This window comes from Pseudomonas sp. NPDC089401 (assembly GCF_044749485.1).
In the GTDB taxonomy this organism is placed as follows: domain Bacteria; phylum Pseudomonadota; class Gammaproteobacteria; order Pseudomonadales; family Pseudomonadaceae; genus Aquipseudomonas.
Map to the genome: position 1 here is coordinate 327,208 of NZ_JBIVIA010000005.1, position 12,858 is coordinate 340,065.

At 64.6% G+C, this 12,858-nt stretch carries 11 protein-coding genes; 8 read left to right on the forward strand and 3 right to left on the reverse strand.

All coding sequences use genetic code 11. The features are described from left to right. The first annotated feature begins 9 nt into the window (after window positions 1-9). Genes ACIP21_RS14595 through ACIP21_RS14625 form a run of 7 tightly spaced genes read left to right on the forward strand, consistent with a single transcriptional unit; the run spans window position 10 to window position 7,524 of the window. Window positions 10-1,173 carry an iron-containing alcohol dehydrogenase gene (locus ACIP21_RS14595; protein WP_400688539.1) on the forward strand — a complete coding sequence of 388 codons (1,164 nt, stop codon included), beginning with the start codon at window positions 10-12 and terminating at the stop codon, window positions 1,171-1,173. After that, window positions 1,170-2,402: a four-carbon acid sugar kinase family protein gene (locus tag ACIP21_RS14600; protein ID WP_400688541.1), complete on the forward strand. Its 1,233-nt coding sequence runs from the start codon at window positions 1,170-1,172 to the stop codon at window positions 2,400-2,402. Before ACIP21_RS14595 ends, ACIP21_RS14600 begins: the two co-directional genes overlap by 4 nt. After that, window positions 2,395-3,414, forward strand: coding sequence for a 4-hydroxythreonine-4-phosphate dehydrogenase PdxA (gene pdxA / locus ACIP21_RS14605; RefSeq protein ID WP_400688543.1), 1,020 nt, complete (start codon window positions 2,395-2,397; stop codon window positions 3,412-3,414). The genes ACIP21_RS14600 and pdxA overlap by 8 nt, the downstream gene beginning before the upstream one ends. 57 nt (window positions 3,415-3,471) lie before the next feature. After that, window positions 3,472-4,878 carry a sodium:solute symporter family protein gene (locus tag ACIP21_RS14610; RefSeq protein WP_400688545.1) on the forward strand — a complete coding sequence of 469 codons (1,407 nt, stop codon included), beginning with the start codon at window positions 3,472-3,474 and terminating at the stop codon, window positions 4,876-4,878. Further along, window positions 4,868-5,986, forward strand: coding sequence for an exo-alpha-sialidase (locus ACIP21_RS14615; protein WP_400688547.1), 1,119 nt, complete (start codon window positions 4,868-4,870; stop codon window positions 5,984-5,986). Before ACIP21_RS14610 ends, ACIP21_RS14615 begins: the two co-directional genes overlap by 11 nt. A gap of 43 nt (window positions 5,987-6,029) precedes the next feature. Next, window positions 6,030-6,716, forward strand: a complete 687-nt coding sequence (locus tag ACIP21_RS14620; RefSeq protein ID WP_400688549.1) for an SDR family oxidoreductase — start codon at window positions 6,030-6,032, stop codon at window positions 6,714-6,716. A gap of 40 nt (window positions 6,717-6,756) precedes the next feature. Further along, window positions 6,757-7,524 carry a DeoR/GlpR family DNA-binding transcription regulator gene (locus ACIP21_RS14625; RefSeq protein ID WP_400688551.1) on the forward strand — a complete coding sequence of 256 codons (768 nt, stop codon included), beginning with the start codon at window positions 6,757-6,759 and terminating at the stop codon, window positions 7,522-7,524. A gap of 10 nt (window positions 7,525-7,534) precedes the next feature. Here ACIP21_RS14625 and ACIP21_RS14630 read toward each other — a convergent pair whose 3' ends face one another. The 3 genes from ACIP21_RS14630 to ACIP21_RS14640 form a co-directional block, all read right to left on the reverse strand. Beyond that, a complete protein-coding gene (locus ACIP21_RS14630; protein WP_400688553.1) occupies window positions 7,535-8,863 on the reverse strand; it encodes a dicarboxylate/amino acid:cation symporter in 1,329 nt (442 codons plus the stop codon). A gap of 97 nt (window positions 8,864-8,960) precedes the next feature. After that, complete coding sequence (locus ACIP21_RS14635) at window positions 8,961-10,016, reverse strand: tartrate dehydrogenase (RefSeq protein WP_400688555.1); 1,056 nt, start codon at window positions 10,014-10,016, stop codon at window positions 8,961-8,963. Window positions 10,017-10,162: 146 nt separating this feature from the next. Continuing rightward, window positions 10,163-11,074: a LysR family transcriptional regulator gene (locus ACIP21_RS14640; protein ID WP_400688557.1), complete on the reverse strand. Its 912-nt coding sequence runs from the start codon at window positions 11,072-11,074 to the stop codon at window positions 10,163-10,165. Between the two features lie 211 nt (window positions 11,075-11,285). Between ACIP21_RS14640 and nikA the strand changes: the two genes are divergently transcribed. Next, window positions 11,286-12,857, forward strand: coding sequence for a nickel ABC transporter substrate-binding protein (nikA, locus tag ACIP21_RS14645; RefSeq protein ID WP_400688559.1), 1,572 nt, complete (start codon window positions 11,286-11,288; stop codon window positions 12,855-12,857). Window position 12,858: the final 1 nt, after the last annotated feature.

Consider the following 12,858-nt stretch of genomic DNA (forward strand, 5'->3'; position numbering starts at 1 on the left):
AGAGAGTCGATGAGCTACCACTTCCAAACCGTCAAGCATCTGGTACACGGCGCGGGCAGCCTGGATGAGCTGCCTGAACGCCTGGCCCTGCTCGATACCCAGGTCAAGCGCCTGGTACTGGTGACCCAGGACGCCATGCACCGGCTGGGTGTTACCCAGCGCGTGAGCGACAGGCTCGAGGCCGCGGGCATCGCCGTGCACGTGGTCGATGAGGTGGAAATCGAGCCGACGCTGGACAACATCGAGCGGGTGTTCCACCAACAGGTGGCGCCCCATGCCCCGGATGCCCTGCTGGCCATCGGCGGCGGCAGCGTGCTGGACGCCGCCAAGCTGTTCTCGGTGCTGCTGACCAACGATGTGCCGCTTCGCGACATGCTCGGCATCGACAAGGTGCCCCGCGCAGGCATCGCCACCGTGCTGGTGCCGACCACCGCCGGCACCGGCTCGGAAGTGACCCCCAACGCCATCGTCACCCTGCCGGACGAGGCGCTGAAGGTGGGCGTGGTCAGCCGCCACCTGCTGCCCAGCCTGGTCCTGCTCGATCCGTTGCTGACCCTCAGCCTGCCCAGGTCGATCACGGCCGCCACGGGCATGGACGCCTTCACCCACGCCCTCGAGTCGTTTATCTCCACCAAGGCCAACCCGGTCAGTGACGGCTTCGCCCTGGAATCCATGCGCCTGATCGCCGGCAGCCTGGTGCAGTCCTACGAACAGCCCGAGTCAGTGCAGGCCCGTGCCGACATGCTGCTGGGCTCGATGTATGGCGGCCTGGCCCTGACGGCCGCAGGCACCGCCGCCGTGCACGCCCTGGCCTATCCGCTGGGTGGGCAATTCCACGTGACCCATGGGGTGGCCAACGCCATGCTGCTGCCCCACGTCATGCTGTTCAATCAGGACGCCTGCGCCGAACGGCTCAAGCGCGCGGCCTGCGTCTGTGGCATTGCCAGGCAGGAGGACAGCGCGGAACAGGCGGCCAGCCAGCTGGTGGCGCAGATCGTCGATTGGACCCGTCGCCTGCAGATTCCCCAGGACCTGCGCGCCTTCGGCGTCGATGACCGCCATGTGGCGCAACTGGCCATCGCCGCCAGCAAGGTCACCCGGTTGATGGTCAACAACCCGAAAGCCATGTCGCTGGCCGATATCGAGGCGGTGTACCGCCGCCTGCTGCCATGAAGCGCCTGCTGATCGTCGCCGACGACCTGACCGGCGCTGCCGATTGCGCGGCAGGCTTGCGCGGGCAGGCGCGCTGCGAGGTCCTGCTGAACATCCCGGCGCAGTTGCCGCAAACGCCCGTGCTGGCGCTGGATATCGACAGTCGCCACAGGCCGATGCAGGCCGCGGCAGACGCCCATCGGCACTTGCTGGGCAACCCGGCAGTCGCTCGACTGCCCCTGTACAAGAAGATCGATTCGACCTTGCGCGGGCATTATTCCGCCGAAATCGCGGCGCTGGCTCCTCGCGGCATGGCATTGGTGGCACCGGCATACCCGGCCTTGGGCCGCACCACGCGCAAGGGCATTCAACACCTCGATGGCGTGCCCGTCGAGCACAGTGAAACCTGGCGTAACGAGGGCCTGCGAGGGGGGTCGGACATTTGCGCGGCGCTGCAAGCTCAAGGCCTGCGCTGCGCGTTGCTCGACCGCGAAACCTACGCCCGGCCGAACACACTGAGGCAGCGGATCATGCAGGCGCTGGCGGGCAAGCTGGACGCCCTCGTTTGCGATGCAGAGGCCGATGAGGACCTGGACCTGCTGGCCGCCGCCAGTGCGGATCTGCATGAGCGTCTCTATTGGGTGGGCTCGGCGGGGCTGGCCAAGGCATTGGCGCGCTGGATCGAACCGCAGTCTGTCGAGCCATGCGGCCAAGCGCAGATGCCGCTGCTTGCCGTGGTCGGCTCGATGGCCTCCCATTCCCATGACCAGGCAGAGCGCCTGGCTGCAATCAGCGCTGCCGAGTCCGTGCAATTCGATCCCCTCTGGCTGCTGGACCCCGAGCGCGCAGATGAACGCGCCGAATGCTCGCAGGCGTTGGCCCGGTTGCTGGCTGACGGGCGCCCTGTGGTGGTGCGCCTGCACCAGGGGCAGCGCCCCACGCAGCACGCTCGGCAATTGAGCGAGACCCTCGCCAGCTGCCTGCAGCCCGCCTTGCAGCACGCCGGCACGCTGATCGCCACGGGCGGCGAAACCGCCCGCGCCCTGCTCGCTCAGGCAGGTATCGAGCAGCTGTCGCTGCGCGGTGAGCCCGCACCTGGCTTGGTCCACGCCGAGGCCCGCGTGCAAGGCCGCACTTTGACGGTGGTGACCAAGGCGGGCGCCTTCGGCGACCCCGACGCACTGGTCGCCACCTGGCGATACCTCACCGAAGTTTCCGCCCCCCTGCCGCAGGAATGCCCACATGTCTGAACGTCCCGTAATCGGCATCACCATGGGCGACGCCGCTGGCGTAGGCCCCGAAATCATCGTCAAGTCCCTGGCCCATGCCGCTGTGCACACCCTCTGCAAGCCCTTGGTCATCGGCGATGCCGCACGCCTGCAACGCGCTGCACGCCTGGTCGGTGCCGACCTGCAGGTGCGCGCCATCGATGAGCCGGCCCAGGCGCGCTACCAGCCCGGCACCATCGATTGCATCGATCTGGGCCTGATCCCGCAAGACCTGCCCTTCGGCCAGCTCTCGGCCATCGCCGGTGACGCGGCCTATCGCTACATCGCCCGCACCGTGGAACTGGCCAAGGCCGGTGAGTTGCAAGCGATCTGCACCGCGCCGCTGAACAAGGAGGCGCTGCATGCCGGTGGCCATGTGTTCCCCGGCCATACCGAACTGCTGGCCCACCTCACCGGCACCGAAGAAGTTTCGATGATGCTGATGACCCCGAACCTGCGGGTCATCCACGTCACCACCCACATCGGCATCATCGACGCCATCGCCAGGATAGAACCGGGGTTGGTGCGCCGCACCATCGAGCGCGCCCACCAGACCTTGCTGCGCGCCGGCATCGAAGACCCCCTGATCGCCGTCTGCGGCATCAACCCCCATGCCGGTGAGAACGGCCTGTTCGGCTATGGCGAGGAGGCTTCGAAGATCCAGCCGGCGATCGACCAGCTGCGCCAGCGCGGCTGGCGGGTCGAAGGCCCGCTGCCGGCCGACACGCTGTTCTTCCGCGCCGGCCGCGGTGACTTCGACGCCGTGGTGGCCATGTACCACGACCAGGGCCACGGGCCCGTCAAGGTCATGGGCCTGGAAGCCGGCGTCAACGTCACCATCGGCCTGCCGGTGATCCGCACCTCGGTCGACCACGGCACGGCCTTCGACATCGCCGGCAAAGGCATTGCCGATGAACGCAGCCTCATCGAGGCCCTGCGCCAGGCGGTCGAGCTGGTCAGCCACCGGGAGGTGAGCACCCGCGCAACCGCCTGATTGCCCGATCGCCCATTTATCCGCCCCACCCAGAACAACAATTGCGGAGCGATAGAGATGGAAACCTTCAACAACCAAGACACGCTACTGATCATCGCCATGGTGGTGATCTACATCCTGTTCACCACCTGGCTCAGCCTGCGCCTGCGCAGCCGCACCAGCGAACAGTACATGGTCGCAGCGCGCAGCATGCCGGCCTATGTCGTCGGTATCCTGATGATGAGCGAATACATCGGCGCCAAATCCACCGTGGGCACGGCCCAGGCTGCATTCGAAAGCGGCATGGCCGCCTCCTGGTCAGTCATCGCCGCGGCAATCGGCTTCCCGTTGTTCGGCTTGCTGATGGCCCGCAAGCTGTACAACTCGGGCGAGTTCACCATCTCCGGGTTCATCGAGAAGAAGTACGGCCGTTCGACCAAGCTGATGGTCTCGGTGATCATGATCTATGCCCTGCTGCTGGTGAACGTCGGCAACTACATCAGCGGCGCCGCGGCGATTGCCACGGTGCTGAAGATCAACCTGCCGGTCGCCGCCTTCATCACGGCCATCATCAGTACGCTCTATTACGTGTTTGGCGGTTTGAAAAGCATTGCCTACGTCAGCATCCTGCATACCGCCGTGAAATATGCCGGGATCCTGATCGTGGTCGGCACGGCGCTGTCCCTGAGCGGCGGGTTCGACAAGGTCCACCAGGGCCTGCCCGAGCATTACTTCACCTGGGATGGCGCCATCGGCGGCTCCAGGGTGCTGGCCTGGATCATTGGTACGGCGGGGGCGATTTTCTCCACCCAGTTCATCATTCAGGCGATCTGCTCCACCCGCAATGCAAAAGCGGCGCAGGCCTCGACCTTCTGGGCAGCGCTGCTGTGCCTGCCGATCTCGCTGGCACTCGGCTTCATCGGTGTCGCGGCGAAGTATCTGTACCCGGACATGAACAGCTTGTACGCGATGCCGGTGTTCCTGCAGTCCATGAGCCCTTGGATGGCCGGGGTGGTGACCATCTCGCTGGTCGCATCGATCTTCGTCGGCGTCAGTACCGTGGCCCTGGCCATCGCCTCGCTGGTGGTGCGCGACTTCTACGTGCCCATGTTCAAGCCCAACGCCGAGCGTGAATTTCGCATGACCAAGCTGATTGGCCTGGTGATCGGTTTCGTGCCGCTGGTGTTCGTGCTGTTCGTGCCGGAAATCCTCAACCTGTCGTTCTTCACCCGCGCGCTGCGGCTGTCCATCACCGTGGTGGCGCTGGTCGCGATCTACCTGCCGTTCTTCGCAACGAGCCGTGGCGCGACCCTGGGCCTGGCCGCATCCACGGTCACCACCAGCGCCTGGTACCTGCTGAACAACCCCTATGGCATCGACAACATGTACATTGCCCTGGCCACCCCGGCGCTGGTGATCCTCATCGAACGCTGCCTGCCGGCCCCACGCGCCAGCATCAAACCGGAGACTTCCAATGCCAATTGACCCACGCCAGGATGCGTTCCTGCCTACTCCCTATGCGCAAAACCACGCCGCCAACCTGCATGAGCTGGCGGACGGCACGCTGCTCTGCACCTGGTTCGCAGGCACCCAGGAGGGCATGCCCGACATTTTCGTGCTGCTCTCGCGCAAAGCGCCGGACGGTGAATGGAGTGAGCCGGTCAAGCTCAGTGACGACCCCTCCCGATCGGAGCAGAACCCGCTGCTGTTCCAGGCGCCCGACGGGCCGTTGTGGCTGATCTGGACGGCCCAGGTATCCGGCAACCAGGAAACCGCCATCATCCGCCGTCGCTTGAGCAACGACGGCGGGCTGAGCTGGGGGCCGATCGAGACCCTGTTCGATCAGGCGGGCATCTTCGTGCGGCATCCCCCGGCCGTGCTCGCCAACGGCGACTGGGTCTTGCCGGTCTGGTACTGCATTGCCCTGCCCGGCGAGAAGTGGGTCGGCAGCCACGATGTCAGCGCAGTCATGATTTCCAGCGATGCCGGGCGTACCTGGCAGCGCCGGGATGTGCCGCAGAGCACTGGCCTGGTGCACATGAACGTCCAGCAGATGGCCGACGGCAGCTTGCTCGGGTTGTTCCGCAGCCGCTGGGCCGACCATGTGCATGAGTCTCGCTCGACCGACAACGGGCGCACCTGGTCCGTCCCGGTGCCGACCGAACTGCCGAACAACAACTCCTCCATCCAGTTTGTGCGCCTGGCCAGCGGCGAACTGGCGCTGGTCTACAACCCGATCAATGCCGAAGGGGTCAGCGAGCGACGCACCTCGCTGTATGACGAGATCGAGGACGAGGGTGATGACCGGGTGGTACCCGGGGCCAATGCCGACGGCCGTGCAGCGGTGTGGGGGATTCCCAGGGCGCCGATGAGCCTGGCCATCTCCCGTGACGAAGGGCGCAGCTGGCCGCAACGCATCGACCTGGAGCTGGGCGATGGCTTCTGCCTGACCAACAACTCCCAGCAGAAGCTCAACCGTGAGTACTCCTACCCGAGCATCATCCAGGCTCGCAACGGCAGTCTGCAGGTCGCGTTCACGTACTACCGGCAGAAGATCAAGCACGTGCATCTGCCATTGCCTGTCTCTGGCTGACATCGACAACGGGGCGCAAGCCCCCCTGGCCTTGGAGGCAAGCATGCCAGTTGCACAATTCAAAGCGGTCGTCACGGGCGCCAGTTCGGGTATCGGCCTGGCGATCGCCAACCGCCTGCTCGCGGACGGTTGGCAGGTACTCGGCCTGTCGCGGCAGATGCCAGGCATCGATCACCCACACTTTGCCTGGCGCAGTGTCGACCTTTCGGACCGCGCCATGACCGACGCGGTGTTGGCCGAAATCGGCCCGATCCATGCGGTGGTACACGCCGCAGGTTTCATGCACACGGCGCCAGCGGGGCAATTGGACCTGGACGAGGGCCAGGCCATGTGGCGTGTGCATGTGGAAGCCGCCATGCAGCTGGTGGACCGGTTGCTGGCAAAGCTGCACGACGGTGGGCGAATCGTCGTGATCGGCAGTCGGACCATGGCCGGTGCCGCCGGCCGTAGCCAGTATGCCGCGAGCAAGGCGGCGCTGGTCGGGCTGGTACGCAGCTGGGCGCTGGAGCTGGCGCCGCGGCGGATTACCGTCAACCTGATTGCACCCGGTGCCACCGACACCCCGATGCTGCATGACCCTCGTCGTGTCGGGACGCCCCCCGTCAAGCCGCCCCTCGGCCGCTTCGTGGCAGCAGAGGAAGTGGCCGCCTACACCGCCTTCATCCTGGGCGCCGAGGCAGGCGCCATCACCGGCCAGACCTTGCTGATCTGCGGCGGGGCATCATTGTGAGGTAAAGTGCCCTACCGCCCTACCGCCCGCCGGATACCGTATGAAAGTTGCCAATCGCCGCCAGAACCTGCTCGATTTCATTCACGCCAATCCTGCCGACGCGAATGTGGAAACCCTGTGCGCGTTGCTTGGCGTTTCGGAAGCCACGGTCCGCCGTGACCTCACGGCACTGGCCGAGCAAGGCCTGGTCATGCGCACCTATGGCGGAGCCTCGCACATCGGTGCACGTGAACCCGAACTGTCCCTGGAACAACGCAGCAGCCAGTGGGCCGCCGAGAAAGCGCGCATGGCACGCCTGGCGCTGACGCACGTGCAGGATCACGACACGCTGATGCTCGATGCCGGGACCAGCACGGCGGCACTCGCCCGCTTGCTGAACGAGCGTCAGGGGCTGCATGTGATCACCAACAATCTGCTGGCGATGCCCCATCTGCGTTCACTGCCGGGAGGCAGGGTCACCCTGCTCGGTGGCGACCTGCGTACCGAAAGCATGTCGACCATGGGCCCGGCGGCATTGGCGATGCTGGAGCGACTGAGCGCCGACAAGGTTTTCGTCAGTGCCGATGGCGTGGTCGCCAGCCGCGGCTTGTGCGAGGCAACGGCCGAGCAGGCTTATCTCAAGGAGCGCATGCTGATGCAGGCCAGCGAGGTCTTCGTGCTGGCCGACGCCAGCAAGCTTGGCCGTGACCATCAGCAATTCTGGGCGCCCCTGGAGGGCCGCTGGACATTGATCACCGACGCCGCCAGCGACGCCCAGCTCTTGCCTTTCGAGTCATGTGGCCGGGTGAACGTCGAGCGGGCTGTCTAGTGCAGCAACGTCAGGCGCCGGTGACGGGGGTTTTCAGCGCCTGATTCGAGGCCGACGCCGTTTTCGTCGACGTTGGCGCCGGGCGCGAATGCTCATCGAGGGCCCGTTCCATCTGCTTTTCATCCAGTGCGCCGACCCACTTGGCGATCGCCATGGTGCCCACTGCGTTGCCGATGGTATTGGTGAGCGCGCGCGCTTCGGACATGAAGCGGTCGACACCCAGCAGCAGCACCATGCCGGCGACCGGAATCTTGTCCATCGTCGCCAGGGTGGCAGCCAGGGTGATGAATCCAGAGCCGGTGACGCCCGCCGAGCCCTTGGATGTCAGCAGCAATACTCCCAGCACGATCAGTTGATCCATCAGCGTCAGCGGCGTGTTGGTTGCCTGCGCGATGAAGATCGCGGCCATGGTGTAGTAGATGCATTGGCCATCCGGGTTGAATGTCAGCCCGGAAGGAATCACCAGGCCGACCACCGGCTTCGACACGCCGGCCCTTTCCAGTTTGCCCATGAGTTGCGGTACCACCGACTCCGACGAACTGGTGCCCAGCACGGTAAACAGCTCCTCCTTGAGATACCTGAGAAACCTCCACAGGCTGAAACCGGAGAGCCGGGCAATCAAACCGAGCACAATCACCACGAACAGGAAGCAGGTCATGTACATGGTCGCCACCAACTTCCCAAGCGACACGATCGAGCCCAGGCCGTACTTGCCGATGGTGAACGCCATCGCGCCAAAGGCTGCCAGCGGTGCAAGGCGCATGATCATGCCGACGATGTAGAACATGCCGTGGGAGAAAGACTCCAGCACATCGACCATGGGTTTGCCCCGCGGGCCGAGGTGCGCCAAGGCAATACCCATCAAGGTGGAAAACAGAATGATCGGCAGGATCTGATTCTGGGCAAAGGCTTCGGTGATGCTGGCAGGGATGATTTTCATCAGGAAGTCAGTGATACCACCGCCACTCTGCGCCGCTGCGGTATAGCTGGCGATACTGGAGGCGTCGAGGTGCGCCGCATCGACATTCATGCCGGCCCCTGGCTTGACCAGGTTGACCACCACCAGGCCCAGGACCAGCGCGAAGGTGGACAGCACCTCGAAGTAGATGAGCGCGCGTGCGCCCACCCGGCCCAGCTCCTTCATGTTCTCCATCCTGGCAATGCCCAGCACCACGGTGGCGAAGATGATGGGGGCGAACACCATCTTGATCAGTTTGATGAACGCATCGCCAAGGGGTTTCAGGTCGGTGCCGATGGCTGGCCAGAACACACCGAGCAGCACACCGGCGACGACGCCGATCAGCACTTGCACGTACAACTTACCCAGAAGACTTTTCATGACAGGACCCTGAATTTTTATTTTTGTCAGGAGATGCCGGAGCGACAGGTCAGCGACCTGCCACTCGGCCCTATGTCTGGATGACGGCGGTACGCAATCAGCGATCGATCAGTTCGATCACTGCATCGGTGACCTGGCGGGTGGTCGCTGTGCCGCCCAGGTCCGGGGTGTGCAGGCCGCTTTCGGTCACGGCCTCGATGGCTGACATCAACTGCCTGGCCGCCGCCGTTTCACCCAGATGCTCGAGCATCATCGCCGCCGTCCAGAAGGTCGCGATCGGGTTGGCCACGCCTTTGCCGGTGATGTCGAAAGCAGACCCGTGAATCGGTTCGAACATCGAAGGGAACTGGCGCGACGGATTGAGGTTGGCGGTCGGCGCGATACCCAGGCTGCCTGACAAGGCGGCGGCGAGGTCGGAAAGGATGTCGGCGTGCAGGTTGCTGGCCACGATCACATCCAGTGTGGCGGGCTTGAGCACCATGCGCGTGGTTACCGCGTCGACCAGCTCCTTGTCGACTTTCACATCCGGGAAGTCCTTGGCGACTTCCTGGAAGATCTCGTCCCACAGCACCATGCCATGCCGCTGGGCATTGGACTTGGTCACCAGGGTCAGATGCTTGCGCGGGCGACGCTGCGCCAGCTCGAAGGCGAAGCGGTGGATGCGCTCGACACCGGCACGGGTAAACACCGACACCTCGGTGGCGACTTCTTCCGGCAGCCCACGGTGCACACGGCCACCATTACCCGAGTATTCGCCTTCCGAGTTTTCCCGCACCACGACCCAGTCGATCTGCTCGCCGTTGTGCAACGGGCTTTTTACCCCGGGCAGCACGCGGGCCGGCCGCACGTTGGCGTACTGGTCGAAGCCTTGGCAGATCGGCAGACGCAGGCCCCACAGGGAAATATGGTCCGGGACATTCAGGGCGCCCACGGCCCCGAAGAAAATGGCATCGAAGGTCTTCAGTTCTTCCAGGCCACCCTCGGGAATATAGTGGCCGTCCTTGAGGTAGTTTTCCGAGTTCCAGTCGAAGTCCTTGAAGGAGATCTCGAAGCCGGCCTTTTTCGACAAGGCCTTGAGTACTTCAACGCCGGCAGCAATCACCTCGATCCCAATACCGTCACCGGGTACAGCAGCAATCTTGTATGTATTCATCAGCCATTTCCTTCATTGATTGTTCTTGTTTGCCCTGTCGCCACTTCCGTACGACCGGATAGGGGTAGAGTAAAGTAGGAACATCCATGAAATGAGCTACTGAAAATCACTACATAATTAACCTGTAGTTACTAATCGCACGCCGTTCATTCGGTGTCGTCGATATGATCGATGTGGGCGAAACGCTCGACCAGGAAGTCGATGAGGTTGCGCACCCGCGCCGACAGGTGCAGTTGCTGGGGATACACCGCATAGACGTCCGCCCGGGTTGGCGTTTCGTCTTCGAGCACCAGGCGCAGGCGGCCGCTGCGTACATAACGGGCGATGTCCCACTCGGCGCGCAGCAGGATCCCGTAACCCTCCAGGGCCCAGTTCAGGGCCACCTCGCCGTCATTGCAGCCGAGCGCACCGCGGACCTTGATGTTCTGCGTGCGGCTGCCCGCGTTGAAACTCCACACCCCGTAGGGCGTCTCGTTCTGGCGGAGGAAGATGCAGTTGTGCTGCTGCAGGTCGGCCAGGCGCATCGGGGTGCCGTACTTCTCCAGATACAGCGGCGAGGCGCACAGCAAGCGGCGGTTGGAGGCGATCTTGCGGGCATGGAAGGCCGCATCCGGCAAGGTACCGAAGCGGATACCCAGGTCAAAGCCGTGGGCCGTCAGGTCCAACGGGTGGTCGGTGATTTCCAGCTGGATTTCCACTTCCGGGTAGCGGCTGAAGAATGCCGCCAAGGCCGGGCCGATATGCCGTCGCCCAAAGCCGAGGGACGCGTTCACCCGGATCAGCCCCTTGGGCGTGGCTCGGCTGCTGCTGACCAGCTGTTCCACTTCATTGATCTGCGTGAGGATCCGCGCTGCGTGAGAAAAGTACAGCTCGCCCTCCGCCGTCAGGCTCATGGAGCGGGTGGTGCGGTTGACCAGGCGCACGCCGAATCGCGCTTCCAGCGCCGCCAGGCGCTTGCTCACTGCCGGTGGCGTTACACCCAGCTCGCGTGCAGTGGCCGCCAGGCTGCCTTGGGTGGCCAGCAGGTAGAAAAAAGAAAGGTCGAGGGTCTGGTTCATGCCTGGCTCAAGTTGGGAGGGTCGGATGGGCCGCATCAGCGCTTGCGTCATGCTACAGGTCCGCCATCGCGGCCTGAAATGGCCGTTCTAGAGCGGTTCAGATCCTGGTCATCGGTTGCATTTTGTTACTTCCGGCACGATGATTTTATATAGACATCATCCCCGTCACTCTCTAGCCTACCGCCTCCGTCGAGTAGGGGAACGCAGTGTGATGCAGCAGCCAGGTAAACGAAAGCCCGCCCTGTTGGGCATCCTTCTACTGGCCGCGAACGCATTCGCCCATGCTGACACCCACACCGACCCTTCACCCACCCTGGTGTATTCCTGGCCGGTCAACGCCGGCCCGCTCGACCCGCGCGGCTACTCGCCCAACCAGATGTACGCCCAGGCCATGGTCTACGAACCGCTGGTGCGCTACACCGCCGCCGGCACCGTGGCGCCTTGGCTGGCCACGACTTGGCAGGTGTCTGCCGATGGCAAGGTGTACACCTTCACCCTGCGCGACGGCGTGCAGTTCAGTGACGGCACGCCGTTCGATGCCGAGGCGGCCAAGGCCAACCTGGATGCGCTGCTGGCCGACCGTCAGCGGCATCGCTGGATGGAGCTGGTCAGCACCCTCGAGCATATCGAAGCGCCCGACCGCCTGACCCTGCGCCTGGTCCTCAAGCACCCCTACTACCCCACGCTGATGGAGCTGGCCCAGGTCCGCCCGCTGCGCTTTGCAACGCCAGGCGCCAAGCCCGGCCAGGCACTGGGCACCGGCCCGTGGATGCGCGCCGAATCGCGCCTGGGCGAATACGACCGCTTCGTGCGCAACCCGCACTACTGGGGCCCGACCCCGGCCTATGGCGCAGTGATGGTCAAGGTCATCCCCGACCCCAACAGCCGCGCACTGGCCTTGCAGGCCGGCGAAATCGAGCTGATCCAGGGTGCTGCCAGCGAGATCACCGCCGGCACCTTCGTGCGCCTGCGCGACCAGGGTTTCGCCACGGCGCTGTCGGCACCGCTGGCCACCCGCACCCTGGCCATGAACACCGGGCGCGGTGCGACCCGCGACCTGGCGGTGCGCCGGGCGATCAACCAGGCGGTGCACAAGCAGGCAATCATCGACAAGATCCTGTACGGCCTGGAGCCCCGCGCCGACACCCTGTTCGCCAGCAACATGCCCTACGCCGACCTCGGCCTGAAGCCCTACCCCTACGACCCCGCCCTCGCCGCCCAGGGCCTGGATGCCGCCGGCTGGACACTGGCACCGGGCGCCACGGTGCGCAGCAAGGCGGGCGAGCCACTGGCCATCGAACTGGTGTTCCTCGGCACCAGCGCCCTGCAGAAGAGCCTGGCCGAAGTGCTGCAGGGGGAACTGGCGAAAGTCGGTATCCACATCGACCTGCGCGCCGTGGAAGAAGGCGCGCTGGTACGCCGCCAGCGCGACGGCGATTTCGGCATGATCTTCGCCGATACCTGGGGCGCGCCCTACGACCCGCACTCGTTCGTCAGTTCCATGCGCTACCCCGGCCACGCCGACTACATGGCCCAACGCGGCTTGGCGCTCAAGGACGAACTGGATGCGCGCATCGGCCAGGTGCTGGCCAGCACCGATGAACAGCAGCGCGCCGAGCAGTACCGCTTCATCCTCACCACCCTGCACGAGCAGGCCGTGTACCTGCCGCTGTCGTACCTGACCGCCATCAGCGTGCGCCGAAGCTCGGTGGACCAGGTGCAGTTCGGCAGCACCTTGTTCGATGTGCCGTTCGAAGCCATGACGCCAAAACAAGGAAACTGAG